Annotated in this window: 26 protein-coding genes; 13 read left to right on the top strand and 13 right to left on the bottom strand. The window is 70.1% G+C overall.

Annotated features, from left to right (window positions below; translation table 11 throughout):
• Positions 1 to 78 precede the first annotated feature (78 nt).
• Positions 79 to 1,635, top strand: a complete 1,557-nt coding sequence (locus tag VLK66_RS15220; protein WP_325310296.1) for a hypothetical protein — start codon at positions 79 to 81, stop codon at positions 1,633 to 1,635.
• Between the two features lie 178 nt (positions 1,636 to 1,813).
• Here the strand turns inward: VLK66_RS15220 and VLK66_RS15215 are convergent, their stop codons facing one another.
• A complete protein-coding gene (locus VLK66_RS15215) occupies positions 1,814 to 2,446 on the bottom strand; it encodes a TlpA disulfide reductase family protein (RefSeq protein ID WP_325310295.1) in 633 nt (210 codons plus the stop codon).
• A 174-nt stretch (positions 2,447 to 2,620) separates the two neighbouring features.
• Between VLK66_RS15215 and VLK66_RS15210 the strand changes: the two genes are divergently transcribed.
• From VLK66_RS15210 to VLK66_RS15200, 3 genes are all read left to right on the top strand, one after another.
• Positions 2,621 to 2,860, top strand: a complete 240-nt coding sequence (locus VLK66_RS15210) for a hypothetical protein (RefSeq protein ID WP_325310294.1) — start codon at positions 2,621 to 2,623, stop codon at positions 2,858 to 2,860.
• A gap of 13 nt (positions 2,861 to 2,873) precedes the next feature.
• A complete protein-coding gene (locus VLK66_RS15205; RefSeq protein ID WP_325310293.1) occupies positions 2,874 to 3,839 on the top strand; it encodes a DUF1835 domain-containing protein in 966 nt (321 codons plus the stop codon).
• Positions 3,840 to 4,292: 453 nt separating this feature from the next.
• The gene (locus VLK66_RS15200; protein WP_325310292.1) at positions 4,293 to 5,597 is read left to right on the top strand and encodes a DUF445 domain-containing protein; all 1,305 of its coding nucleotides are present in this window, start codon (positions 4,293 to 4,295) and stop codon (positions 5,595 to 5,597) included.
• Between the two features lie 709 nt (positions 5,598 to 6,306).
• Here the strand turns inward: VLK66_RS15200 and VLK66_RS15195 are convergent.
• Complete coding sequence (locus VLK66_RS15195) at positions 6,307 to 7,155, bottom strand: MerR family transcriptional regulator (protein ID WP_325310291.1); 849 nt, start codon at positions 7,153 to 7,155, stop codon at positions 6,307 to 6,309.
• A 229-nt stretch (positions 7,156 to 7,384) separates the two neighbouring features.
• Positions 7,385 to 9,991, bottom strand: coding sequence for a rifamycin-inactivating phosphotransferase (gene rph / locus VLK66_RS15190; protein ID WP_325310290.1), 2,607 nt, complete (start codon positions 9,989 to 9,991; stop codon positions 7,385 to 7,387).
• 259 nt (positions 9,992 to 10,250) lie between these two features.
• Between rph and VLK66_RS15185 the strand changes: the two genes are divergently transcribed.
• From VLK66_RS15185 to VLK66_RS15175, 3 genes are all read left to right on the top strand, one after another.
• Positions 10,251 to 11,171 carry a hypothetical protein gene (locus VLK66_RS15185; protein ID WP_325310289.1) on the top strand — a complete coding sequence of 307 codons (921 nt, stop codon included), beginning with the start codon at positions 10,251 to 10,253 and terminating at the stop codon, positions 11,169 to 11,171.
• Positions 11,172 to 11,549: 378 nt separating this feature from the next.
• The gene (locus VLK66_RS15180; protein WP_325310288.1) at positions 11,550 to 12,431 is read left to right on the top strand and encodes an HNH endonuclease; all 882 of its coding nucleotides are present in this window, start codon (positions 11,550 to 11,552) and stop codon (positions 12,429 to 12,431) included.
• A gap of 66 nt (positions 12,432 to 12,497) precedes the next feature.
• The gene (locus tag VLK66_RS15175) at positions 12,498 to 12,662 is read left to right on the top strand and encodes a hypothetical protein (RefSeq protein WP_325310287.1); all 165 of its coding nucleotides are present in this window, start codon (positions 12,498 to 12,500) and stop codon (positions 12,660 to 12,662) included.
• A gap of 244 nt (positions 12,663 to 12,906) precedes the next feature.
• Here VLK66_RS15175 and VLK66_RS15170 read toward each other — a convergent pair whose 3' ends face one another.
• Positions 12,907 to 13,350, bottom strand: coding sequence for a hypothetical protein (locus VLK66_RS15170; protein ID WP_325310286.1), 444 nt, complete (start codon positions 13,348 to 13,350; stop codon positions 12,907 to 12,909).
• Between the two features lie 308 nt (positions 13,351 to 13,658).
• Here VLK66_RS15170 and VLK66_RS15165 point away from each other — a divergent pair, with 308 nt between their 5' ends.
• Together VLK66_RS15165 and VLK66_RS15160 are read left to right on the top strand one after the other, a co-directional pair.
• Positions 13,659 to 14,282: a hypothetical protein gene (locus tag VLK66_RS15165; protein WP_325310285.1), complete on the top strand. Its 624-nt coding sequence runs from the start codon at positions 13,659 to 13,661 to the stop codon at positions 14,280 to 14,282.
• A gap of 184 nt (positions 14,283 to 14,466) precedes the next feature.
• Positions 14,467 to 15,612, top strand: a complete 1,146-nt coding sequence (locus VLK66_RS15160; RefSeq protein WP_325310284.1) for a PPC domain-containing protein — start codon at positions 14,467 to 14,469, stop codon at positions 15,610 to 15,612.
• 534 nt (positions 15,613 to 16,146) lie between these two features.
• On the opposite strand, the gene VLK66_RS15155 is transcribed toward VLK66_RS15160, so the two are convergent.
• From VLK66_RS15155 to nfi, 3 genes are all read right to left on the bottom strand, one after another.
• Positions 16,147 to 17,067 carry a hypothetical protein gene (locus VLK66_RS15155; RefSeq protein ID WP_325310283.1) on the bottom strand — a complete coding sequence of 307 codons (921 nt, stop codon included), beginning with the start codon at positions 17,065 to 17,067 and terminating at the stop codon, positions 16,147 to 16,149.
• On the bottom strand, positions 17,064 to 17,573 hold the full coding sequence (locus VLK66_RS15150; RefSeq protein ID WP_325310282.1) for an RNA polymerase sigma factor: 510 nt from the start codon (positions 17,571 to 17,573) through the stop codon (positions 17,064 to 17,066). The genes VLK66_RS15155 and VLK66_RS15150 overlap by 4 nt, the downstream gene beginning before the upstream one ends.
• A 300-nt stretch (positions 17,574 to 17,873) precedes the next feature.
• A complete protein-coding gene (nfi, locus tag VLK66_RS15145; RefSeq protein ID WP_325310281.1) occupies positions 17,874 to 18,623 on the bottom strand; it encodes a deoxyribonuclease V in 750 nt (249 codons plus the stop codon).
• A gap of 380 nt (positions 18,624 to 19,003) precedes the next feature.
• Here nfi and VLK66_RS15140 point away from each other — a divergent pair, with 380 nt between their 5' ends.
• From VLK66_RS15140 to VLK66_RS15130, 3 genes are all read left to right on the top strand, one after another.
• Positions 19,004 to 19,369: an STAS/SEC14 domain-containing protein gene (locus tag VLK66_RS15140; RefSeq protein WP_325310280.1), complete on the top strand. Its 366-nt coding sequence runs from the start codon at positions 19,004 to 19,006 to the stop codon at positions 19,367 to 19,369.
• 248 nt (positions 19,370 to 19,617) lie between these two features.
• A complete protein-coding gene (locus VLK66_RS15135) occupies positions 19,618 to 20,082 on the top strand; it encodes a DUF2059 domain-containing protein (RefSeq protein ID WP_325310279.1) in 465 nt (154 codons plus the stop codon).
• A gap of 239 nt (positions 20,083 to 20,321) precedes the next feature.
• Positions 20,322 to 20,717 carry a hypothetical protein gene (locus VLK66_RS15130; protein ID WP_325310278.1) on the top strand — a complete coding sequence of 132 codons (396 nt, stop codon included), beginning with the start codon at positions 20,322 to 20,324 and terminating at the stop codon, positions 20,715 to 20,717.
• Between the two features lie 304 nt (positions 20,718 to 21,021).
• Here VLK66_RS15130 and VLK66_RS15125 read toward each other — a convergent pair whose 3' ends face one another.
• The 3 genes from VLK66_RS15125 to VLK66_RS28760 all read right to left on the bottom strand — a co-directional run bounded on the left by VLK66_RS15125 (position 21,022) and on the right by VLK66_RS28760 (position 23,001).
• Positions 21,022 to 22,281 (bottom strand): RNA polymerase sigma factor, encoded by a 1,260-nt coding sequence (locus VLK66_RS15125; protein ID WP_325310277.1) that lies wholly within the window; start codon positions 22,279 to 22,281, stop codon positions 21,022 to 21,024.
• Positions 22,278 to 22,679: a YciI family protein gene (locus tag VLK66_RS15120; RefSeq protein WP_325310276.1), complete on the bottom strand. Its 402-nt coding sequence runs from the start codon at positions 22,677 to 22,679 to the stop codon at positions 22,278 to 22,280. The genes VLK66_RS15125 and VLK66_RS15120 overlap by 4 nt, the downstream gene beginning before the upstream one ends.
• Positions 22,680 to 22,812: 133 nt before the next feature.
• A complete protein-coding gene (locus tag VLK66_RS28760) occupies positions 22,813 to 23,001 on the bottom strand; it encodes an HNH endonuclease (protein ID WP_414676485.1) in 189 nt (62 codons plus the stop codon).
• Here VLK66_RS28760 and VLK66_RS15115 point away from each other — a divergent pair.
• Positions 22,939 to 23,442, top strand: a complete 504-nt coding sequence (locus tag VLK66_RS15115) for a hypothetical protein (RefSeq protein WP_325310275.1) — start codon at positions 22,939 to 22,941, stop codon at positions 23,440 to 23,442. The two genes, VLK66_RS28760 and VLK66_RS15115, sit on opposite strands and share 63 nt — an antisense overlap.
• Before the next feature lie 260 nt (positions 23,443 to 23,702).
• Here VLK66_RS15115 and VLK66_RS15110 read toward each other — a convergent pair whose 3' ends face one another.
• The 3 genes from VLK66_RS15110 to VLK66_RS15100 form a co-directional block, all read right to left on the bottom strand.
• Entirely contained in the window at positions 23,703 to 24,104 is a 402-nt protein-coding gene (locus tag VLK66_RS15110) for a YciI family protein (RefSeq protein WP_325310274.1), read from the bottom strand.
• Between the two features lie 195 nt (positions 24,105 to 24,299).
• Positions 24,300 to 25,001 carry an ATP-binding cassette domain-containing protein gene (locus tag VLK66_RS15105; protein WP_325310273.1) on the bottom strand — a complete coding sequence of 234 codons (702 nt, stop codon included), beginning with the start codon at positions 24,999 to 25,001 and terminating at the stop codon, positions 24,300 to 24,302.
• On the bottom strand, positions 24,998 to 25,324 hold the full coding sequence (locus tag VLK66_RS15100; RefSeq protein WP_325310272.1) for a hypothetical protein: 327 nt from the start codon (positions 25,322 to 25,324) through the stop codon (positions 24,998 to 25,000). Before VLK66_RS15100 ends, VLK66_RS15105 begins: the two co-directional genes overlap by 4 nt.

The raw sequence follows: 25,324 nt of genomic DNA, 5'->3' as shown, positions 1-25,324 counted from the left end.
TCCTTCCAATCCTTCGTCCACCTGTGCGGCAGTCCGCACGTCCGCATCCCGCCCACCCGCGTTCCCCCCATCCCAACCATGTTCGGCCTCGAAATCCTCGACGTGATCCTGGGCCTCGTCTTCGTGTACCTGCTGCTGAGCCTGATCTGCTCAGCGGTGAACGAGTACATAGCGGGGCTTACGAACCGACGCGGCACGGCGCTGGTCGCCGGGATCGAAAAGCTCCTGGACGACGCGAGCGACCCCAACCTGAAGACGGAGTTTTTCAACCACCGGCTGGTCCGGTCGATGTACAGCCAAGGTCCGTTCGGCGGGATCCGGGCGCCCTCGTACCTTCCCGCGCGCACTTTCGCGATGGCGCTGCTGGATGTCATGAACAGCACCAGACCGGCTGCGGTAGCGGACGCAAGCTCCGATGACGCCATCCGGAAGACCACATCGACCTCGGCGGGGAGCGCCGCGAAGACCGGGCTGGAGCACCCCACCCACAACTCGACGCAGAGCGTCCGCCAACTGCTTGGGCTGATGAAGGACGACGCGCTGGATGATGTGGTGCAGCAGATCGCCACTGACACCGACGCCACGGTGGACAAGGCGCCCCTGCTGCCGCAGGGCGCACGGCGCGCCATGCACGGCGCGGTGGCGGAGACGCGAACGGAGTTGCAGAGGCTTCACGACAGCGTGGAAGTATGGTTCAACAACTCCATGGACCGCGTGTCGGGATCGTACAAGCGGCGGACGCAGATGGTTCTGTTCTTCATCGGCCTGTTCACCGCGCTGGCGATGAACGCGGACACCCTCGACATGTGGCGCCGTCTCTCCACCGATGACAAGCTGCGCGACGGCCTCGCCGCGCAGGCGTCCGCTGCACTGCCGGAGCTCGCCAGGTACGATTACGTCCGGTCGCACGGCCCAATCACCGACACCACCGGTTCCGCGCGCCAGGACACCACCAAGCCCATAGCAGGGGGAGACACGACGAAGGCGACGACCCCCACCGATACGACGGCTGGAGCGGACGCCTTACGGGTGCAGCCGGCGGACACGACGGACTCCGTCGCGGGGACCACCCCACCGCCCGCCGGCAGCGCGGCCGGCCCGCAGACGTCCGGCGCTTCCGGCGCGGCGGAGCAGGACTCCGTACCGCTTCCCGCCGACACGCTGGTGCGGGCGAAAGCGGCGTTCGACTCCGCCAGCGCCCTGCTCCGCCGGACGCAGCTCAACTTCGGGTGGGGATGGGACGACGCGGTGAGCCTGGGCTTGGCGCGGCACCTGACCCCGCGCGAAGCCGCACGGCGCCAGCTTGCGACCGCGCAGGCGCAGTACGCCAGGTCTGTGAGCGCGCTGGGTTCCACCGCGACACGCGCCGACAGCCTGCGCATGCGCCGCGAGCTATTGCGCACCACGCCGCTGCCGGTGTACACGGCGGATGTCGGCGGATGGCGGCTCTGGCCAATCCTGGCCAAGCTTCTGGGAATCCTGCTGACGGCGTTCGCGCTGTCGCTGGGGGCACCGTTCTGGTTCGACACGCTCAACAAGATCATCAACATCCGCTCGGCTGGCCGTGCCCCGGACGAGAAGGCCAAGTCGCCAGAGGCCCCGGGGAAGCGCTTGGCCGAACAAGCGACGAGGTAGCCGCGGCACCATTCGAAACGAAGGCCCGGGCGCGCAGCCCGGGCCTTCGTCGTTCGCGGAAGGATCGTAAGTAAGTCCTAAGTAATAAGTCCTAAGTCCTAAGTCCTAAGTGCTGAACTGCGAGTAGTCTGTCGGTCCGACACTCAGGACTTGGGACTCAGGACTTGGGACTACTTTCTCATGCCGCCGGCGTGGTGTTCGGCGCCGGGGGGGCGGCCGGGCGGGGCGCGGGCGCGGGCTTCCGCTTCACCGCGGCGATGACGGAGTCGACCGCCGCGGGGGCGGAAAGCTCGCCGACGCGGGCGTAGACGGTGCGGCCCTGCTCGTCCAGCACCAGCGTGAGCGGCACCGCGCCGGCGCGGTACATCGACACCAGCCGCTGGTCCGGGAAGCGCACGGTGTGGTACGGAAGCTGGTGCGCGGCGGCGTAGCGGCGGGTGATGTCGGCCGAGTCCAGCGACACGCCGTAGACCTGCGCGCTCGGCGCCGTCATCGTGTCCACCACGCCCGCGATGCGCTTCCACGCCGGGAGCGACGCCTTGCAGTACGGACACGTCGTCGTGTAGACGAACAGCACCTGCCGCCCCGCCTGCGGAAGCTGGCCGATGGTAACCGGCTCCCCCTCGAGCGTGGCCGTCTGGAAGCTGGGGAGGAACGAGTTGGGGAGCGGCTCGCGGAGCGCCCGGTAGTACCGCTGCTGCAGGTCGTCGTAGCGGCCGATCAGCGTGCGCTTCTGCTGCCCCAGCACCACCACCAGCGCCGCCGCCGCGACCAGCGCCGCGTACGGCAGGATGCGCGTGATGCGGTCCATGTGCCGCCTTCCGTGGGAGAGTGTCGATGGACGGACGTTCCGGGAGATGGAGAGAAATTTACGTCGGGAGCTGAATCGGCGGAAGCGGGGGGATGATGGAGATCGGGAGCGGCGGAGATGCGCGTCTCCGCGGCGCGCCCTACCTTGGGCGATCACCCGCGGACGAGGGCGGCGATGGCGGAGACCTTCCACGTGATGACGAAGCGCGGCGACGCGCGCGGCGAGGTGGACGACGCGCTGCGGGCGCTGGAGGCGCGCGGCGTCTCGCGCGAGGCGGCCGGGTTCCACAAGTACCTGCACGTGACCCAGGCCGAGCAGACGGTGGTGATGACCGCGCGGCGCGACGCGCCGCTGGCGGCGGAGCTGCGCGGCCGCGGCTGGTCCGAGCCCGGCGACGCGCCGCTGCGCACCTGACGGAGGATGGGCGATGCTGCACGTGACCAACGGCGACTGCGCGGCCGAGCGGATCCGCGCCGCGGGCCTCGCGGGCGAGATCGTTCCCTGGCGCGACGTGCTGCACGAGGGCCCCGTTCCCGCCGGGCTGCCGCTGCGCGAGCTGAGCGCCCTGCGCGCGCGCTTCATCGCCGGGCGCGGGTGGGGCGCGGCGGACGACGCCGCGCGCGAGTTCGCGGAGCGCGACGCGGCGCTCGAGCGCTTCCGCGAGCACGACGAGGTGGTGCTCTGGTTCGAGCACGACCTGTACGACCAGCTGCAGCTGGCGCAGGTGCTGGACTGGCTGGCCGGTCAGGACGCGGGATCGACGCGGCTGGCGCTGGTCTGCGGCGCGGAGTACCTCGGCAATTCCGCGCCCGAGCGGCTGGCGGAGCGCTTCGGCGAGCGCAGCGAGGTGGCCGACGCGGAGCTGGCGCTCGCGCGCGAGGCGTGGGCCGCCTTCCGCGCGCCGGACCCGTCGGGCATCGCCGCGCTGGTGGAAGAGGATTCGTCGGTGCTGCCCTTCCTGGGTGCCGCGCTCACCCGCCACCTGGAGCAGTTCCCCGGCACCCGCAACGGCCTGTCGCGCAGCGAGCAGCAGGCGCTGGAAGCCATCGCCGCCGGCGCGGCCACGCTGCGCGACGCCTACATCGCCTCGCACCAGCGGCGCGAGGACCCCATCTGGCTCGGCGACGCCACCTTCGTGGCCTACGTCGAGGACCTCGCCGCCGGCCCGTCCCCGCTCGTCACCATCGGCGCCGCCGCCGCGCCGGACGACCCCTCCGCCACCCTCGCCCGCCGCGTTGCGCTGACGGATGCGGGGCGCGCGGTGCTGGACGGCCGCGAGGACCGCATCCGCCTGAACGGCATCGACCGCTGGCTCGGCGGCGTGCACCTCCACGGCCGCGACTGCGCCTGGCGCTGGGACGCGGACGAGGGACGGCTGGTCACGTCGAGGTGAGAACACGTGGGGAGAGGTGTCGGGGATTGACCGCTAACGTTTTCTCGCACCGCGGCCAATCCCGGCGCGCGAGGACGAGGCGGCAGTCCCGAAGGGACTTTGTGCTGTTGTTGCCGCGAATTCATTCGCCTTCCCCAGCCTCATCGCCCGGCTGGAATGACATCGCCGCGCCGCTGTATCAATCAATCGTCACCGTTCTTCATCACCCCGATCCACAATCCCCATCTCCAGATCCCCCATCTTCAATCCCCATCTCCAAATCCCCAGTCCCCGCTCCCCGAATCTCCCTCCCCGAATCTTTAAAACTCGCGGCGTGGTATTGTCCCTCGCGGCGGTGGCATGCATCCTCCACCGCGCACTGGCGGGAGGGCGATTTTCCGTGCCCTTCCGCGACTGAACCGTGCAGGGAGCTTACGAGTGAACGCAAGGGTGGATCTTCCGCCTGATCCGGGCATGACCCGCCCCGCCGCGGCGCCTGCCGCGGCGGAGCCCACGGGCGCCATCGCGCTGCAGCCGATCAAGGACGAGGAGCAGAAGCGCGAGCAGCTGGAGAAGATGAAGTTCCGCGCCACCGGCCTGCTGGTGGGCGCGACCGTCGTCTTCATCCTCACCCGCATCCTGGAGACGCGCTGGCACTGGATCGGGTACATCCGCGCCACGGCCGAGGCGAGCATGGTGGGCGGGCTGGCCGACTGGTTCGCGGTGACGGCGCTCTTCCGCTACCCCATGGGGCTGAAGATCCCGCACACGGCCATCATCCCCAACCGCAAGGACCGCATCGGCCGCAGCCTGGGCAACTTCGTGCAGAACAACTTCCTCTCTCCCACCGTGATCACCGCGCGCCTGGGGAACGCGGCGGTGGCGCACAAGATCGCCGACTGGCTCAGCACCCCCGAGCACGGCGAGCTGGTGGGCCGCCACGCCGCGGCGGCGGTGACGGGGATCGTGCAGGTGCTGAAGGACGAGGAGGTGCAGGAGCTGATCGAGACCAGCGTGGTGAAGCGCGCGCGGGCCGTGCAGGTGGCGCCGCTCACCGGCCGCGTGCTGAGCCTGATGACGCACGGCGACCGCCACCAGGAGCTGCTGGACGCGGCGCTGCGCCTCATCGACCGGCTGGTGGAGGAGAACCGCGAGGGGCTGCGCGAGCGGATCCGGCAGGAGCTGCCCTGGTGGGTGCCCGCCCCGATCGACGAGAAGATCTACCAGAAGATCATCACCGGCGTGGAGCACACGCTGGACGAGGTGGCGAAGAACAAGGACCACCCGCTGCGCCACCGCTACAACGAGGCGATGCTGGAGTTCATCGAGAAGCTCCGCACCAGCCCCGAGATGATCGAGCGCGGCGAGCACCTGAAGGAGGAGCTGCTGCAGCACCCCGCGGTGCGCGGCTACTCGGCCTCGCTCTGGGGCGACCTGAAGGCGTCGGTGCTGCGCCACGCGGCCGACCCGGGAAGCGAGTTCCGCCGCCGCATCGCGCACACGGTCACGCGCTTCGCCGAGAGCATGCGCACCGACCCGGAGCTGATGGCCAAGGTGGACGGGTGGATCGAGAGCGCGGTGCTGTACTTCGTGGAGCAGTACCGGGGCGAGGTGGCCGACCTCATCTCCAGCACCGTGCAGGCGTGGGACCCCGAGGACACCACGCGCAAGATCGAGCTGCAGATCGGCAAGGACCTGCAGTTCATCCGCATCAACGGCACGCTGGTGGGGGGATTGGCGGGGCTGGTGATCTACACGATCTCGCAGTTCTTTACCTGACGCGAAGGACGAAAGTACGAGGAGTACGGAAGTACGAGGTGTGCGGGAGAACGGAACTGCCGGGGAGACGAACATCGGCCGCTGCCGTGCCGCTGCAGCCCTCACCCGAAAAATCGTGAAGGGCGAGACAAAACTGCCGTCTCGCCCTTCGCGATTTTCCGACCTCTCCCGACAGCAGGAGAGGTGAACGGCAACGGCAGCTCCCGGGTGCGGCGAAGACGGTGAATTTCGATTTAACCACCGCGCGCTGTTTCCCGGGTGCGTGTATCGTTATTGTTGTGGAGCGCAGACTGCGTTATTCGTACCGACTACTTGGAGGCGAACCATGCGGAAAATCAAGCTGGAACTTGAGAAACTGCAGGTCGAAACGTTCGTGACGGATGCTGCCGACGCCGCAAAGGGCACAGTCCACGGACGTGAGTATACTGACGGGCAGCAGTGTGCGACGGTGCACCCCGGCGAGTGGGGCTGCGAGAACAGCGGCGCCGCGTCCTGCGTGTGGTGCCCATCCGACACGCAGACATGCCAGGACTGCAGTTGGACCGTTGGAGATGGGGCCATGTGTTACTGGTGAGGCCAGTATCCTGAACCTATGGGCGGGTACACACCGGCGCCGCGGAACTTCTTCTCTCCCGCGGCGCCGTTCTCGTTCACGCCGCGAGCCGGGTATCTCCTCGACGTCGTGTTGACCGTCACGCACACCAGCTGGCTATCTTCCTGCCAGGTATTCCTCCCAGTGCAGCGGTGGTCCCACGAGCTTCATTCCGTGCGAATGGAACAGCTCGCGAAGCCCGTCGATCGAAAGCGCCTCGTGCACGGGCGTGTCCACGTAGGTGCCCAGCACGCGGAAAAACTCCTCGATCGCCCCGGCCGGCTGGTACACGTTCACGATCCTGCATGGCGCGCCGCCCACGCACGCCCAGACGTGGGGCACCGTGCGCGGGACGAAGGCGCTTTCCGCCGGGCCAAGGCGAAGCTGCTGATCGCCAAGGTGAAGCTCGATCTCGCCGGCCATCACGTAGATCCACTCGTCCTGGTCGTGGTGCAGGTGGCGCGGGCCCCCGCCGCTGCCGGTGAACTCGAAGATGCACATGGCGCCACCGGTGTCGCGTGACGACACCTTGCAGTCGTTCGGCTCGCCACCGAGCATCACGTGCTCACCGAAACGGTCCTCACCGGCGGCGACGTTGAAGCCGGCGAACATCTCCTCGCTTTGCATGGTCGTCCTCCCTTTCAGGTGCTCGAGAGTCCTGTCGATCGTGTCGATCAGCCTGCGCGTCCGCGCGACGTTCTTCTGCAGGACCTTCCGGTGCGACTCCAGGGCGCCGGCCGTATCGAACCCGGCGCGGCTCAGGATTTCCCTGATCTGCTTCAGCCCGAACCCAAGCTCGCGATAGAACAGGATCTGCTGCAGCGTCAGCAGCTGCGGCTCCTCGTAGTAGCGGTAGCCGTTGGCCCCGTACGAGGCGGGCTTCAGCAGGCCCGTTTCGTCGTAGAAGTGAAGCGTGCGCACGCTGATCCCCGACATCCCCGCTACTTCCTTGACCGTGTAGGCCATCGCAAGCTCCCTGAAAGACGCGGTGCACCGGACGCCGATGTACACTCTAGGGGATCACGTTACGTGAGGGTCAAGGGCTTTGCTTGCGAGAAGGGAAACGCGGCCCGACCAGTGCCTCCGGTGGGGAGGGCGCCAACCCGTGGCCGTATGAACGCCACCGGCGCCGAGGGAAGCCACCCGCGGCGCCGGCTGTTCGTGAAGTGTGTCTGACAACTCGCCTGGGTCTGACTTACCGTCCGCTAGGCAGGATCTCTACGTAGCCGTCCGTTCCGTGCACGCGAATCCGCTGCCCGTCGCGGATCAGCAGGGTGGCGCGCTCCACGCCGACGACGGCCGGGAGGCCGTACTCCCGTGCGATCACGGCGCCGTGGGTCATCAGGCCGCCCACCTCCGTCACCAGGCCCTTGATCGCGACGAACAGGGGCGTCCAGCTGGGGTCCGTGTAGGCGGTGACGAGGATGTCGCCCGGTTCGAGATCGGCCTGCGCCATGTCCAGGATGACGCGGGCGCGCCCCTCGACGGTGCCGGCGGAAACTGGCAGGCCGACCAGCGCGCCGGCCGGAAGGTCGTCGCGCCGGTACGCGCCGGCGACGGCCTCGCCATCCGATGTGAGCACCCGGGGCGGCGTGAGCGCCTGGTACGACCGGAACGCCTCCCTCCGCTGGCGGATGAGCGCGTCATCCACCCGGTTCGTGCGCACAACGTCCTGGAGCTCCTCGAACCGGAGATAGAAGATGTCTTCCTTCTCACGAAGCACGCCGGCCTGCACCAGACGCCCGGCTTCTTCCTTCAAGGCCTGCTTGTAGATGAAGTAGCGGCTGATCATGCCGTACTTGGGATATTCCCGGTACCCGGCGAAGGTCTGGACCCGGTCGATCATCCGCTTCGTCTCTTCGGCTTTTGCCTCCCCGTCCGGCAGGGCCCGCAGGCGCTCCAGCAGCTCCTGCTCCTTCGCCCACGCCTCCTGCCGTCCCTGCTCGAAGCGGCGCGCGGCCTCGCCCGGCTCGAAGTTCCTGACGTTGCCGAGGATCAGCGGCACGAGCGTGGTGGGACGCTCGCTCCAGCGCGGCCGCGTAATGTCGATCTCGCCGGCGCCGCGCATGCCGTACCGGTCGAGCCACGCCCGGATGGCGTCTCGCGCTTCCCGCCCGCCCGCGAGCCGGGGCAGCTCGTCGAGGAAGCCGTCGTCGTCCACGTGCTGCAGATAGGCCACGACCTCCGGATGCGGGCGAATGGCGTCCGCGACGTCCATGAGCGCCAGCCCCATCTCCGACGTGACGTTGTGGGGGACAGACTGCGTGAGCGTGTCGGCCGCGTTCGTCTCGCCCAGCCACGCCTGCAGCTGCTCGTTGAGCCACCACGTGGCCTCCATCCCCGTCATGATCACACGGCGGCTTTGCGGATCGTGCAGGACCCGCCTCAGCTCCTGGATGTCCGCCATGATGAAGTCGAGCAGCGCCGGTCCCGATTTCCCACGGATGTCGCGCTTCACGGCGGCGATGGAGGCCTGCGTGCGCGCGATCAGCTCGTCGACGATGGCCGGATCGGTCTCGATCGGGGCAGACGGGTCGCTCGCCGGTGGCGTCCACGCGGGACTCGCATCGAGGGGCGGCGGGATGAAGTCGCCGCGGTCGAGCACCGTCTGCAGCGCGTCGCCGATGAGCGGATCGTTCTTCCCCACCATCCCCATGAGGCCCGCGCGGCTCGCCGGCGACGCCAGGATCTGGGTGACGTCGACGAACAGCCGTCCGCCCGCCTCGGCCATGGGCTTGGGGGTCGTCATCTGCCAGAAGGAGAGCCCCAGCGGCTTCATGGCGTCGGTCATCATCTGCTGATGGCCGACGGAGATGTAGACGTGGTTCTCCCCGTCGCCGGCTTCGGGGATGGGGAAGAGCGTGGTGATCGGCCGGCTCTGGACGATGTGGAAGCCGTCGCCCACCAGGCACCATTCGACGTCCTGCGGGCGGCCGAAATGCGCCTCGATCCGCCGGCCCAGTTCCACGAGCCGCACGACCTGCGCGTCCATCAGCGCCGGCTGCACCTGCCGATCCGGCTCGATCGCCCGTTCCTCCGTCCCGCCCGCCGGCGCGGCGAGGATGGCGAGCCGCTTGGTGCCGATCGTCCGGGTGATGATCTCGCTCTCCCGCACCTTGTAGACGTCCGCGTTCACCCGGCCGGAGACCAGCGCCTCGCCCAGGCCGAAGCTGGCCTCGACGGAGGCGACCTTGCGGTTGCCCGTGATGGGGTCGGCGGTGAAGAGGATGCCGGCCGCCTGCGGGAAGACCATCCGCTGGACGACCACGGCCATGTAGACCTGCCGGTGATCGATGCCGTTGCGCAGGCGGTAGATCACGGCCCGCTCGGTGAAGAGCGAGGCCCAGCACCGGCTTACGTGCGCGAGAATGGCCGCCGGCCCCACGACGTTCAGATAGGTGTCCTGCTGGCCCGCGAAGGAGGCCGCCGGCAGGTCCTCCGCCGTCGCGCTGGAGCGGACGGCGCAGGCCGCCCCCTCGCCCAGCCGGGCGACCGCGCCGGTGATCGCCGCCGCCAAGTCGCCGGGGATGGCGATGGCTTCGATGGTCCCGCGGATCTCCGCGCTGAGCGCGCGGATCGCCTCCCGGTCGTCCGTCTCCAGCCGCGACAGCCGGTCGAGCCGCTCGCCGATCGACGGTGCTTCCGCCATCATCCGCCGGAAGGCGTCTGTCGTCACGCAAAAGCCGGCCGGCACGCGGATGCCTTCGATCCGCGAAAGCTCCCCCAAGTTCGCGCCCTTGCCGCCCACCATCGCGGCCTGCGTGTGATCGATCTCCTGAAAATCCAGCACGTAGCGGTCCATTCAGCGACTCCCGTTTCCACAGGTTTCCGGCCTCCGCCGGAGATTTTTTCGGCCGGCAACTCTACAGGGCGACCGGGGCCTTGCCGCAAGTCTCCCCCCGTGCTATATGCTGATTGTGGCGAGGGTGGTAGCCTCATCTCCTTCGTCCACGGTGGACGGAAAACGACCGCCGCACGGGAAATCGTGCCGCGGTCGTCCGCGTTTCATGCGGCGTGAAAATCCTCCATCGCTACCCACCTCCGCACGGCCCGACCCCGTGGTGAACGATCACGATCCACACGCTCCTCCCCTCGACCGGCCGGCCGCACGCCGCCCGCTGCTCCTGGACATGCTCTTTGCGCTCCCGGCGCTGGCGGTGGGCATCCTGGTCATGCGCGCATCGGGCGTACCCGCGATGGCGTGGGGCCAGAACCTCGCCGCGTGCGCGATCGGCATCCTGCTGTGCTTCGCCCTGGCCCGACCCCGCTCATCTCGCCGCGGCGAAGCCGGGCTCGTTGCCGCCGGGATGCTGGCACTGGGTTTCCTGGCCGCCACCTGGCTCGATCCGGGGATGCAGGATATTCACCGGTGGTTGAGGCTCGGTCCCGTCCGCGTCCACGCGGGCGCGCTCGTGCTGCCGGTGGTGCTGTGCACGCTCGCGGGGCTGGAGCGCGCCGGGCGCAGGCACGTTGCCACGCTGCTCGCCATCGCCACGGCGCTCCTGCTCGCGCTTCAGCCGGACGCCGCACAGGCGACGGCCTTCGCCGCCGGGGCCGTCGTCCTGCTCCTGCCGCGGAACCGCGCGGAAAAGCACGCGTGGCTCCGCATCGTTCCGCTGCTCGTGCTGGCGGGCCTGTCGTGGCTGCGGAAGGACCCGCTCGCGCCGGTTCCCCACGTGGAGGGGATCGTGGGGCTGGCGATGGAGCAGGGGACCGGCTGGGGCGCCGCGGCGGTGGCATCGCTGCTGTTGCTCCCGGTCCCCTTCTTCGCGGCCCGGGGCCGGGGCGACGGTCGTATGGCCCTCGCGATCGGCACGTACGTGGCCGTGACGATCCTGGCCCCGGCATTCGCCCACTTTCCCGTTCCGGTGCTGGGCCAGGGCGCGTCGCCCATCATCGGCTACTTCGTGGCGATCGGCCTGCTGAGGCGGTCCCAAGGCTCCGTTCCGCCAGCCGGCACCAGCCCTGCCGGACTTTCGTAGCGAGTCCCGGCCGCCCCGCACCGGTGCCTCGTACTCCCGTACTCTCCGTACTTTCGCACTTCCGTTCAAGACTCTGGCGCGCGCAACGGGTGCCCTACATATTGCGATGCGAGGGGCGGCTCTCCACATCATCTTCGCCCTTCGCCCTGCCGGGATCCCCCACCCGGCGCATCGGCGGCACCTGTCCCGAGACCTGCGCTGCTTTCCCTGACCCATCACGAGCGAGGACCGATTCCGGGCCGTCACGAGTAGAGTGACGGGCCTGCTGTTCGCTTGGCACCGATCTGGCTTTTTGTGGCAGTCCCCCGCCCGCGCGCCGCGGCGGGGGCGCGGAGGCGGGAGCCGCAGGGCCCCGCCGGACCCTCACCGGGAGTGTACGTGAGGCGAAAGCACCACAGCGGCGCACTCCAGCGCGACCTGGAGGAGCGCATCCGAAACGGCAGCTGCGTCTACTGCCGGGCGCCCGCCGCCCCGGACCGCCCCCTCACCCGCGAGCACGTGATCCCGCGGGCACGGGGGGGCCGAAGAAAAGACCTCCGCATCATCGTTCCGGCCTGTGCCCGGTGCAACCACCGGCGCGGCTCCCGCGAAATCGTTCTCTTCCTGCTCGACCGGCCCCGCCGGATCTCCGCCTTTCTGGAATACCTGGGCACCCTCCCGCCCGAAACCGTCAGCCAGATCGACCTGCGCGTGTTCGCCGAGCTGTACGCGGCGCTGTGGCTGCTGGCCGACAGCGCGAGCGCGGCCGGCCCCGCGTGGCGCGAGCGCCTGCGCCACCTCTGCGCGGGGCGCCGGCTCCATCGCCGCCGCTACGCCGCGCGCCGCATCGTCACCGCCGTGGGGATGCGGCTGGAGCGCGGCCGCGACCGCAGCGCCACGGCCGACGGGCCCAGCTGCCTTCTTCCCGGCGTGGTCCGCTCGCCCGCCCCGCCGCGGCTGGACGCCCACATGGCGCGGGCGATGGCCACGCTGCTGGGCACCCTGTCGCTGGCCTGGGACGTTCCCGCCGAGCGGGTGCTGGAGGAGTTGGACCGCGAGCGCGAGCGGGCCGCCCACGCCGCCCGTGCCCGCAGCGCCGAGCGCCGCGAGTGGGCGCGCGCCGCGGACGACGCAGATGACGAGTCCGGCGAGGACGTGGTGGAGATGGACGGCGTGCTGTCGCTGGACGGGTGGAAGCGGCAGCGCCGCCGCCGCCGGCGCACGCGCGTGGACCAGCGCGGCGGCCGGGGCGTAACCGGGCGGCGCGGGCGGGCGGCGTGAGGTGGTGAGGAGATGCGCGCCGGCAGCCAGCCGGCGCGCCGCGGGTTCCCCAGAACGGGAGGCAGGATGGATTTCGCCAAGATCGACGGAGCCGGAACGTCATCCGCGGAGATCGCCGTTCTGGCCGTTCTCGCGGTGCTGCTCGTGGTGGCGGGATGGGCCTTCTACCGCAAGATGAGCGGGCGCGAGAAGTCGGACATCAGCGGGCTGCACTTCACCCGGCGGAAGTAGGGGAGATGGGGGGATGGAGACGAGCCGGGCGGCGGAAGATTCCGTCGCCCGGCTCGCCGTTTCTCCATTCAGCGCGGCGGGAGAGGGGAAAGTTCGCGGCCTTGTCCCCCCTCACCGGCGGCTGAAGCCGCAGCAACAACTACGGGAAGCCTCGCAAACTGCGCGAGGCTGTTGGCCCGGCGCCGGGCACCGGCTCCGGCCTCCCTTTCATCCCATCGTGGTCGCGCGAAGCGCGGTGCTCGACTCAGAACCAGCGCCCGTAGTCGGCGCGGTAGTTGGGGAAGCCCCAGTCGTAGCGGTCGTGGTGGCGCTCCCAGTCCATGGGCCAGCCGCCGCGCATGGTGCGCGTGCCGCCGACGGTCTGGTACGGGGCGTGGTACTGGCGCATGTCGCCCACGCGGCCGATGCGGTCGCCGCCGTACGGCACGTAGTTGATGGGGCGCTCGCCCGGATGCTGCTCGCGCACGTAGTCCATGTTGTAGCGCGCGGTCACGCGGTTGGGGAACGGCATGGCGCGGTACCCGCGGTCGTAGTCGTCCACCCCGCGGCCGCCCACGTCGCGGGCGCCGTAGTCGCGCCCGTAGCCGCCCTGCCCGCCCGCGAAGCGCGTCCGCACCGGCTCGCGCATCCCGCGCGCCTGTGGCCACCCGCGCAGCCCGTAGTCGTATCCCCGGTCGTAGCCTCGCATCGCTATCCTCCTTCGTTTCGCCGGTTCCGAGAGGACGCCCCGGAGGAGCAATCCCCGTTCCGCCGCGACCCGATCCAACAAGACAGGCCGCGGGATATGCCGGGATGAAGCGGACCTGCGTGAGAAAGATGCCACTGAAGTGGCGGCTACAACTGCACGCAGCCCGCCTGCGCGGACTTCGAGCTTCGGGCCCTCGGTGAGTTCTCTGCGTCTCCGCGTCTCCGCGTGAGATCCGCAGTTTGTCTGTTGCCTGGTGCCGGGCGCGGTCCCGTCCCTGCGTGTAGGTTCAAGGGAATGGGGGAGATGCGATGACACGGCTGAACGAGCTTTCGCGCGAGTACGAGGCGCGGCACTACCCGCCCACCCGCCGGCTGGACCTGCACGGCGAGGGGCCGCAGTTCGCGCGCGACCGGGCGCTGCGCTGGATCCAGACCTTCGCGCACGAGCAGCCCGGCGCCGACCTGCTGCTCGTGGTAGAGCGCGGCCGGCGCGCGGCGCACGGGCACAAGGGGCCCGTGCGGCTGGAGGTCGAGAAGCTGCTGAAGGAGCTGGAGGGCGGGCTGATCGAGTGGTGGCAGCCGTTCGCCGAGGGGTCGCTGGCGCTGCGCATCGCGCGCGACCCGCGGCGGTGGGCGCCGGGAGCCAGGCCGGCCGAGCCGCTGAAGGGCGACGGGCGCACGCCGGAAACCGCTGGCGCGAAGTATCTCCCCCCGCAGGCCGACATCCCCCCCGAGCTCCTGCCCGTGGCCACGCGCGCCGCCGAGCTGCGCCGCACGCGCGAGGGGCTGGCGGTGGGGATGCTCGACGTGGTGCTGCGCGGCATCTGGATCGACGCGCAGGCGCGGGCCTTCGACGAGGGCGTGAGCTGGGAGGAGGCGCTGCGCGAGGTGCTGCAGGCCGAGGAGCGCGCCCTCTACGAAGACGAGGCGTGAGCGGGCCGCGCCAAAAGTCTTTTCTTTTCAAGGGCGAACGATAGATTCCGCTCCGCGGGGCCCGGGCGCGTGAAACTGTTCGCGGCGCCGTGTACGGAACCAGGGGCACGACACGAAGCCGGCCCATGCGGCGGCTCCCTTCCTCTCCCTCCTTGCACACCCCTTTTCCCACACGGTGAGCTCCATGAGACGCATGCAGTACGTGGCCGCCGCCGCGTGCGCGGTGCTGGCCGCCATGCCGGCGCACGCCCAGCGCGCGGGCACCGCCCAGCAGCGCACGATCCGCGTAGGGCAGACGGTGAACGCCACCCTCGCCCAGGCCGACCCCAGGATGAGCGAGCGCGGCCGCTTCCAGGTGTACAGCTTCACCGCGCGAAAGGGGCAGCGCGTGGTCGCGACGATGCGCTCCAAGGACTTCGACGCGTACCTGACGGTGGCGCGGATGGTGAGCGGGATCACCGACGCGCTGGAGACCGACGACGACCGCGGCGGCGAGACCGACGCCCGCGTGCGCTTCGAGGTGCCCGACGACGGCACGTACCTGCTCGTGGCGCAGTCGCTCTCCGAGGACGGCACCGGCGCCTACACCCTGGCGCTCGAGGCCGCGCCCGAGCCCACCACCGCGGCGCCGCGCCCCATCCGCGTGGGGCAGAGCGTGAGCGGGCGCCTGACCGACACCGACGCGCTGCTGGACGACGACTCGTGGTACGACACCTGGACGCTGACCGCCACCAAGGGGCAGCGGCTGCAGATCGAGATGTCGGCCGACTCGTTCGACACCTTCCTGCACTTCGGGAAGATGGAGAACGGCGAGTTCCAGTCCAGCACCACCGACGACGACGGCGCGGGCGGCACCAACTCGCGCGTGCGCGTGACCATTCCCGAGGACGGCGAGTACGTGATCCGCGCCAACTCGGTGAAGGCGGGCGAGTCCGGCGCGTACACGCTGGCCGTGACCGAGCGCCAGCCGGCGCCGACCACCGCCACCGCGCGCGCCATCGAGCCCAACACCGAGGTCACCGGCACCCTGGACGACAACGACCCGGTGACGGAGGACGGCTCGTTCTACGACTACTGGACCTACCAGGGGCGCTCGGGCGAGCGGCTGAAGATCACCATGTCGAGCGAGGAGTTCGACACCTACGTCTCGGTCGGTACGGTGCAGAACGGCGCGTTCAACGAGATCAGCTCCAACGACGACGGCAGCGAGGGCACCAACTCGGAGCTCGAGGTCACGCTCCCCTCCAGCGGCACCTTCACCATCCGCGCGAAGGCGCTGAGCGGCGAGAACTCGGGCGAGTACAAGCTGAAGGTCGAGCCGCAGCGGTAACCAGCGGCGGCACGTCCTGGGATCAGATCGAAGCCCTTCCCCGAGTTGCGGGGGAGGGCTTCGGTGCGTTGGGAAATGCCTGTGCTCGCCCGGCGCGGCCCTCTCCCCCCGGCCCCCTCCGCCCGCTCCGCGGGGGAGGGGGAGAACTCAGCGTGGGGGAGAGCTTCGTCGCGTAAATCATGCTCTGCGTGAGGGATGCGCGCCCGGAGGGCCGGGACGGCGCCGCGCCGCGAGGGTGCCGGCGGGGTCGACACGATGCCGGCGCGGCGGTGGCCCGGCGCGGTTGGCAACAGTCGTATCGTTGCCTACCGCGCGCGCAGCCCGGTTTGGCGCCTCGGCGCCAAACACGCCCAGGAAAAGAAGTGCGTGAGTGCGGAAGTGCGGGAGTGCGGGAGTGCGGGAGTGCGTCAGATTCGCGCGGATCCAACGCACTTCCGCACTCACGCACTTCCGCACTTTCGCATGAAAAACGCCGCCCGGCGCGGAGCGGTCGCGCCGGGCGGCTGGCCCGTACCCTCTGATGGTCGTTCCGTGCTACTGCAGTGCGGACGTCTGCAGGTTGATGGTCCAGATCCATTCCTGCTTGCTCTTGGAGATGCGGATCAGGATCTCCGGGCTGTCGGCCACGCGCACCCGGATGAAGCGGAAGCGCGAGGGGATGGTGATGATGTAGTCGCCGTTGGACCGCGCCGTGTTGCGCACCTCCAGCCCGTCGCGCGTGGGAACCAGCCCCTCGCCCGCGTAGTGGGTGACCACCTGCCCGTTGGCGCGCGGCACGTCCTTGATCCACAGCGTGGCCGCGCCCACGCCCTGCACCGAGTTGAACACCAGCGTGACGTCGGGCCCGGCCGGGGTGAAGGTGACCGGCGCCGACATCCCCGGCTTGATGCGCGGGCGCGGCGGCTCCGGTGCGGCCGGGCGCGCCGACGGCGTTTCCACCCGCGGCGCGGCCGCTACCGACGGGAGGGGCGCCGCCACAGGCGCGTCGGCCGCGGCCAGCGTGCGCTGCTCGTGCAGCACCTCGTCCTGCCCCAGCCACTCGGCCAGGCGCGTGGACACCGGGCCGGGGCCCGCGAGCTTCACCACGCCGTGCGCCACGAAGGCGCGCCCCGGCTCGGTGGCCAGGGTTACCGCCAGGAACAGCACCACCGCGGCCGCCGCGCGCATGGGCGTGCTGGAGAACGAGGCCACGCCGCGGCGGCGGAAGCGCGCGCGGTCGACGGCGGCGAGCGCCACCGCGCGCTTGCCGTCGTCGGGCATGGCGGCGGGGAGCAGGTGCAGCCACTCGCTGACCGTGGCGGACTTGCGCTCGTACCCCTCCAGCCGGGCCGTGCACGCGGCACAGGTCCGCAGGTGCGCGCCCATGATGCGGTGCGCCTCGCGGTCCAGCTGGTGGTCCATGTATCGGATCAGGTCCTCGTCACCGGGGTGGCGGGACCCTGTCAACAGACTCATCTCAGGCTCTCCGAGGTTGGAGCGAGCTCGCCCGCGAGCTTGTTCAGCGCGCGTGCGATCATGGTGCCCACCGACCCCGTCGTGGTTCCGACCGCGTCGGCGATCTCGTGGTGGGCGAAACCCTCTTCCCTCATCAGGAGCACGGTCCTTTCCTTCCAACTCAGCCGGTCGAGCGCCGCGCGTACCACCTTGCGGCGCTCCGCGCTCTCGGCGGCGTCGTCGGGCCCCGGTCCCACGTCGCCCATGGGGGCGCGGTCGGGGCTTCCCGTCAGCAGCGTCATCCACCGGACGCGGGCGCGCGCGGTGTCGCGGACCACGTTGGTGGCCACGGCGAACAGCCATGCGCGCACGTGCCTGTCCTGCGGCGGACGCTCGACGAGCCGGACGAACGCCTCCTGGGCGGCGTCCGCTGCCAGGTCCGCGTCGCCGGTGAGGCGCACGAGGTACCTGTACAGCCCGTCGTAGTGCTGCAGGAAGAGCTGGGTAACGTTCAAGCGCTCTTCCACGGGAGGCGTTCCGGATGACAACTGAAGCGTCCGTGTGCTGCCGTTCGCTTCCGGGGGCCGCGATGGAACGAGCCGGGTGGCGCGTTTCTGACCGGTGCGGCGTCCCTGGCGGGGCGGTGGATGGAGACCGGGGGAGATTGGGCGCGGAGGCCTTGGTTCAAGGATAACAGGAAATGGGGGAGAGGGGACAGGGGAAGTGCGAAGGTGCGAGAGTGACCTGCCCTCGCCCCTGCGCTGGTGATGCGCACCCAGGCCGGGGAGCAGTCCCCGAAGGGACTTTGTGCTGTTGTTGCCGCGAATTTATTCGCCCGGCTCCCGGGGTGTGGCCGGCTTCCCGGGTGTGGCCGGCGCCTCGGCCTCCGCCACGGCGGCCTTGTGCGCGCGGCGGGCGTCGTTCACCAGCTGGTGCGCGCGGCGCGTGGTTTCCGGCTGGCGGAAGCGGGTGAGGCGGAGGATCAGGGCGATGGCGGTCTCCAGGTCCATCCGGTGGCCCACGGAGACGTAGACGGGGTTGCAGCGGTCCCGCGTGCGCAGCGCGACGCCGATCACCTCGCCCTTGTCGATGATCTCCGCCGTGGAGCCGCGCTCCTCGCCCAGCGGGCCGTGCTCGCCCACGAACATCGTCTTGGCGCAGCCTACCGACGGCAGGTCCAGCAGCACGCCGCCGTGGCAGGCCACGCCGAAGCGCCGCGGATGCGCGTAGCCGTGCGCGTCGAACACCACCACGTCGGGCCGATGCTCCAGCCGCTCCCACGCGGCGGCGAGCGCCGGGATCTCGCGGAAGGAGAGGTAGCCGGGGACGTAGGGGAAGCGGAGATCCACCTTCGCGCTGGCCTCCTCCACCGTGGCCATCGTCTCCAGGTCGATGTTCACCACACCGGCGAAGCCCACGCGGCTGAACCGGTCCGCCGACACGTCCGCGCCCGCCACCAGCCGCGGCGCGAACCCGGGCGGCGGCCGCATCACGAGGCGATCGCGCAGCGCGAGCTGCACCTCGCGCGCTTCCGCGACCTTCAGCTCCCACGGGTGCAGGTTCTGGAATCCTTCCATCGGCTCCGTCTCGATCGGGGGGCGATCAGTTGGGAAGATACGGATGCGCGGACAGCTCGCCGCCTCTCCCAGGCTGACGTGCGGCCAGGTCATGGATCCTTCGGCCTGCGAGCGCTCGCGCGAAAGTAATTACAGTGTGGCCGGCCTCAGGACGACGTCAATGGGGGACGCCGTAAATGGCATCCATCGTGTCGGATCGGACTACCGCCGGTTCACCGCGACGCAACTTCTCATCCCTCACCCTGTCCCCTTTTCCCTGCTCCTCCGATGGCCGCTTGATCGCGCGGGCTGGCGCGGCGCGGCGGGGCGCGGCATCATTGCGGCACCCTCGCAGCATCCCCGCACGGCCGACCCCGCCCATTCCCTTTCGGAGACGGCACATGGAGCGCACCCGGTTCATCGATCACGGCGGGCACCGCATTCTCCTGCTGGACTACTCCAACATCCGCCACCCGCAGGAGGCCGTGGACGCCATCCACCACTCCATGCGCGAGGTGGCGAAGCATCCGCCGGGGTCACTGCGGGTGCTGACCAACGTGCGCGACGCACGCTACAACGCCGCGGTGCTGCAGGCGCTGAAGGAGCTGGCGGCGCACAACGCCCCGTACGTGAAGGCCAGCGCCATCGTGGGGATGAGCGGCCTGCACCGTATCGCCTACCAGGCCGTGATCCTCTTCAGCCGCCGCAAGATCCAGACGTTCGACACGCAGGAGCAGGCGCTGGACTGGCTGGCGCAGCAGGACTGAATCCCCCGTCAGACGAGCCCGGCGCGTCTCCGCGCCATTCGCGCCGCCCTCTCCCCGCGCCTGAGAGCGCTCGCCCTCTCCCGTACCGGGCGAGGGGGATGCGTCCGCGTCCGCGCGGCCTGCAACCTCTGGCCAAGCTGACGGTTCTGCGTGCCGGGGTGCTTTCCGACGACGCTTGCGCCCGGCGCGGCGGGAGGCCTTCTTTTCGTCATCGTTCCCATCTCCCGATGCATCACGGAGTTCCACAGATGAAGAAGATCCTCGTTGGCCTGCTCGCGCTCGTCTTCCTCACCACCGCGCGGGCGGAGGCGCAGCGTTCGGCCAGCCACCGCGCGGCGGCGATGGACCTGCTGCTGGCCATGCACGTACCCGAGGCGCTGCAGGCGTCGCTGTCCACCGCGCTGCAGGTGCAGCTGCAGGGGAACCCGCAGATGCGGGGAATGGAGCCGGTGCTGCGCGACTTCTTCGCGCGCTACGTGAGCTGGGAAACGCTGAAGGACCAGTACGCCGACCTGTACGCGAGCGCCTTCACCGAGGATGAGCTGCACCAGATGGCGGATTTCTACCGCACGCCGGTGGGGCAGAAGCTGGCGCGCTCGTCGCCGCTGCTGCTGCGGCAGGGCGCGGAACTGGGCGAGCGCGCGGTCCGCCAGCACATGCCCGAGCTGCAGGAGATGATCCGCCGGCACCTGCTCACCCGCGCGCAACCGTAGCGTCTGCGGCGGCTTGTGAACGGTCCGAAGGGGCGCTCACCGGGGGCGCCCCTCTCGTTTCCGGTATGCACTTCCCCTGTTGTCCAATTTCAGAGGGCACAACCGCGCGCTGCGCGTACTTTCATGTGCAAAATGCCCTTGTGATCCATAGCAGGTTCTCGTAAGGTGGGTGCAATCGACGTCCAATTTGGCAACTATACGCAAATGGACATGGCACCTCCCTTTCGGGGCGAACCCACGTGGAACGGAACGCCGAGATCGAGAGCCTGCGGGAGGCGCTGCGCAGGCGCGTGGAAGAGACCTCGGTGCGGCAGGTGGCCGCCGAGGTGAAGATGAGCCACGGCGGCATCTACAACCTGGTGGCGGGCGACGTGGTGCCATACGGGAAGACGCTGGCCAAGCTGCGCGCCTGGTACGTGGAGCGCACGCTGCGCGGCGGCGGCGGGTTCACCGCCACGGCCGCGCGCTACGTGATCGACCAGATGCTGGAGAACGTGCCCAGGGCCGTGCGCCCGGCCGCCGAGTTGGAGATGCTCGACAACTTCAAGGCGCTCTACGAGAAGTTCCACGTCCCCGCGCCCGCCTGGGTGATCGAGCTGCGGCGAGAGGCCGGCGGGAGGACGGAGGGAGGATGAGGAGAAGTGCGGGAGTGCGGGAGTGCGGGAGTGCGGAAGTGCGGAAGTGCGGAAGTGCGGAAGTGCGGAAGTGCGGAAGTGCGGAAGTGCGGGAGTACGGAAGTGCGGGAGTGCTTGAGTCTGCTCGACATCGCAGGTGCGTCGCCGCGTCCCGCGCGGGGAGGTTGCGGGTCCGCCGTGGAGGGCTCGGCATGCGATGAGTATCGCGGATTTTTTACAGAGGGATGATTGGCCGATGGCGACGCGGGTGAGGCGATCTCCATCTCCCCTGATGACGCAGTTGGAGATGACGGAACCGCGCCGTTCACCTCCCCCGCGCGAGACGGGCCGCCCTGGTGGTGAGGTAGTCGCGCTCGGGGATGCTGGCGGTGCGCTCGGCGGCGGCACGGTAGTGGGCGAGGGCGCGCTCCGGGTCGCCGGCGCGCTCGTACAGGTGCGCGCGGACGGCGTCCAGGCGGTAGTGGCCGGCGAGCCGCGCGTCCGCATCCAGCGCGGCCAGCATCTCCAGCCCCACCGCCGGTCCGTGCACCATCGCCGCGGCGATCGCGCGGTTCAGCGACACCACCGGGTTGTCCGACATTCGCTCCAGCAGGCTGTACAGCGCCAGGATCTGCGCCCAGTCGGTGTCCTCCGCGCGCGCGGCCTCGTCGTGGACGGCGGCGATGGCGGCCTGCAGCTGGTACGGCCCGGCCGCGCCGCGGGCGAGCGCGGCGGAGACGAGCGCCACGCCCTCCGCGACGAGATCGCCATCCCACAGCGCGCGGTCCTGCTCGTCCAGCGGGACCAGCTCGCCATTCGGGCCGGTGCGCGCGGCGCGGCGCGCGTCGGTCAGCAGCATCAGCGCGAGCAGCCCGGCGACTTCCGCGTCGTCCGGAAGCAGCGCGTGGACGACGCGCGCCAGCCGGATCGCCTCGTTGGAGAGATCGGTGCGCGCGAGGTCGGGGCCGCTGCTGCTGGCATATCCTTCGTTGAAGACGAGATACAGCACGTGCAGCACGGCGGCCAGCCGCCCCGCGCGCTCGCCGCCGGACGGCATCTCGAACGGCACGCCGGAGGACCTGATGCTCTGCTTGGCGCGGCTGATCCGCTGCGCCATGGTGGCCTCGGGAACCAGGAAGGCGCGCGCGATCTCCGCGGTGGTCAGGCCGCCCACGGCGCGCAGCGTGAGGGCGATGGCGGAGGGCTGCGTGAGCGCGGAATGGCAGCACATGAACAGGAGGACGAGCGTGTCGTCGCGGTCGATCCCGATCTCGGCGTCGGGCGGGGGGACGAACGCCCACTCGGCCCACACGTCGCCGGCGACGGCGTCCTCGCGCCGGCGCCGGGCCATCTCGCTGCGCACCTGGTCGGTGATGCGGCGCACGGCCACGTGGTAGAGCCACCCGCGCGGGTTCCGCGGGACGCCCTGCTCCGGCCACTGCACGGCGGCCGCGATCAGCGCCTCCTGCACCGCGTCCTCCGCCTCGGCGAAGTCGCCGTGGCGCCGCGCGACCGCGCCGAGCACCTGCGGCGCAAGCTCGCGCAGCAGGGGCTCGATCGCCGCGGACGGAGACTCCGCGGTCACGCGTCCTTCGGGGCGGGCGCACTTCCCACCCGGCGCACCTCGATCGGCATGTTCAGCGGCACGCCGCCGGGTCCCGGCGCGGCCGACGCCTTCGCCGCGATCTCGTAGGCGCGTTCCGGGCTGTCCACCTGGACGATCCAGTAGCCGGCCAGGAACTCCTTGGCCTCGGCGAACGGCCCGTCCGTCACGGCCGGCAGCCCGTCCTTCCCCGCGCGGACGATCCTGGCTCCGCCGGGCGCGGACAGCGCCTGGACGCCCACGAACTCGCCGGCGTCGGCCAGCTCGCGGTTCAGCGCGCGCATGAAGGCGATGTGCGCCTGGAGATCGTCCGGCGCCCAGTCGAAGATCTGGTACTCGCCCGTCCCGCGCGGCGCGTGCATCATCAGCATGTACTTCATGGTCCGTTCTCCTCACCCGTGGTCCCGGCGCCCTGCTGGCGCCCGCGCAGCGTCCGTCGTCGGCGCTTGCATGGAGTAGTCGGAGCCGCGCGCCCGTTCTCTACATCGCAATGACAAATCTTTCGTCGAACCGCTAACTCGACGTTCGTTGCTGCAGAAATTCCCGAACATCCTCGATTTTGAATACCTCCTTCCGGAGATGAAGGACTACGTGGCAATTAGCGCAGACCGGGCGCAGATCCTCAACGGGATCGAGTAGATGCGCCTCTCCAACCTCCGACAGCGGGTGAAGATGGTGGACGTGGATGACGCCTTCGGCCACGAGCCCGTATACCTCCCCGAAGCTGAATCCGCAGATCGTACAGCGGGTGCCGTGAGCGTCGATGCACCGGAGGCGAGCCTTCGAGTCGCGCTCGTAGGCATTGATCGTCACCACGCGACGCGCGCCTTCGATCACGAAGTCGGGCGGCAACTCTTCGGGAAAGGGGAGATCTGGCAGCTCGCGTTCCGGTCGAAGCCAAAGCTGGCCATCCCGATGCTCAATGCGGGTCGGAAGGCATCGGGTGATGATGGCTCCTACCAACCTGGCTCTGTCGGATCGAGGGCAATTTGGGTGGTTGGGATCGAGCGCCGCAGTTCCGTGGAGCTGGAGATGGTTCCACCATGCGCGGAAGGAGGCGGCTGGAATCGGATCCGCATTTCCAGTGCGGTGCGAACGCACGAGGATCCGGTCCTCGGCGACGCTGAGGATATCGTTGACTGAATCCTGTGCCAGAGTGCTGATGCACGGGAACTTCGGGTGATCGGCACACGTCGGCTGACGGAGCAAGGCACCCCGCAACTCGCCCCAGACCTGCTGCCATTTCTCAACCATCAGAGGGTCTCCGCCAAGTTCAGGATGCCGACCAGCCGCCGGAGATGGGAGAAGCGCCCCGGCGACGGACGATGCCACGATAGCGCCGGGCACCTGCGGCGCAAGCTGGCGCGGCAGGTGCCCGGGAGATGGCGGTCAGCGGACCGGCGTCACGCGTCGGCGGGGGGCGGGGCGCTCATGACCTGGCGCACCTCGATGGGGATGACGAGCGGCGCGCCGCCGGGGCCGGGCGCCGCCGACGCCTTCGCCGCGATCTCGTACGCGCGCTCGGCGCTGTCCACGTCCACGATCCAGAAGCCGGCGAGGAACTCCTTGGCCTCGGCGAACGGGCCGTCGGTCACCGCCGGCAGGCCGTCGCCGCGCGCGCGGACGATGCGGGCCTCGCCGGGCTGGTCCAGCCCCTCGGCGCCCACCAGCTCGCCGGACTCGGTGAGCTGGCGGTTGAGGTCGTGCATGAACCCGATGTGGGCCTGCAGGTCTTCCGGGGTCCACTGGGTGACCTGCCAATCCCCCGTCCCGCGCGGCGCGTGCATCATCAGCATGTACTTCATGGTTCGGTCTCCGTCTCTGGGTCTGGCGCCCCTTGCCGGGCTCGCGCAGCGGCCATCGTTGGCGCTTGCACGAGGTAGTCGGAGCCGCGCGCCGGTTCTCTACATCGCCCTGAAAAAAGATTTCGGGAATGTGAGGCGGAAGGGCGAAGTGGGCAACGTGCGCACCCCGGAGGTCCATCTTCCGGGCCGATCCCGTCACCGCGGCTTGCCCAGGTACTCGCGCTGGAAGCGCCAGTCCCGCACGGCGTCGTCGCGGGCGCCGAGGGCGTGCGTGGTGCCGTCGCGGAGCCACACGACCTCGTCCGCCACGTTCAGCACCCACCCCATCTCGTGCCCGCTGACCACCACTGCGCATCCCGCGGCCGCCATCCCGCGCAGCGCGGCGGAGACGGTGTCGGCGTCGCGCGGCGGGAGGCCGCGGAACGGCTCGTCGGCCAGCAGGCACTTCGGCCGCCGCACCATCGCCACGGACAGCTCCGCGCGCCGGTGCTCGCCGCCGGAGAGGGAGCCGCAGCGCTGCGTGGCGAGATGCGCGACGCCCAGCCGCTCCAGCACCGCCGCGCGGTCGCCGCCGCCGAAGCGCGCCTCGACGGCGTCCAGGTGCTGCGCGAGGGTGAAGTCGCGCGACAGGATGGTGCGGTCGACGGGGAGATGGAAGACGCCGCGGCGGGCGAGCTCCGCCGGGCGCCCGGTCAGCCGCCGACCGCCGAGCTCCACGAAGCCGTGGTCGGGGCGAATCCACCCGGCCGCGATCTTCATCAGCGTCGACTTTCCCGTGCCGTTGCGCCCGACCAGCGCCGTCACCGCGCCCGCGCGCGCCTCGAAATACGCGCTGGCCAGCACCGCGCGCCCGTCGAACGTCTTGCCGACGGAGTCCGCCCGCAGCACCGCGCTCACAGCCGCACCGCAATGCCGATCGCCAGCTCCGCCAGCGTGATGGGGACGAGCATCGTCGCGAAGAGCCGCGCGCGTCCGTAGCCGAGGGAAAGGAGGAACAGGTCCTCGTTCCGCCGCCGCGCCGACACCCGCCCGAGCACCGCCACGATCGCGAGCACCGCCAGCACGGCCACGGGCGCGATCCGGAGCGGGTGATCCGGCGGAGCGAGCCGCAGCGCGCCCTCCAGCGCCGACGAGCCGACGGTGACCAGCGCGCGCACGAACGCCCACGACACCAGCGAGCGCGCGACGATGGAGGAGGTGAAGTGGGGGAGGAAGATCAT

Source organism: Longimicrobium sp., assembly GCF_035474595.1.
Classification (GTDB): Bacteria; Gemmatimonadota; Gemmatimonadetes; order Longimicrobiales; family Longimicrobiaceae; genus Longimicrobium.
The sequence above is the reverse complement of the archived record's forward strand: the minus strand, read 5'-3'. Positions and strand labels throughout refer to the sequence as shown.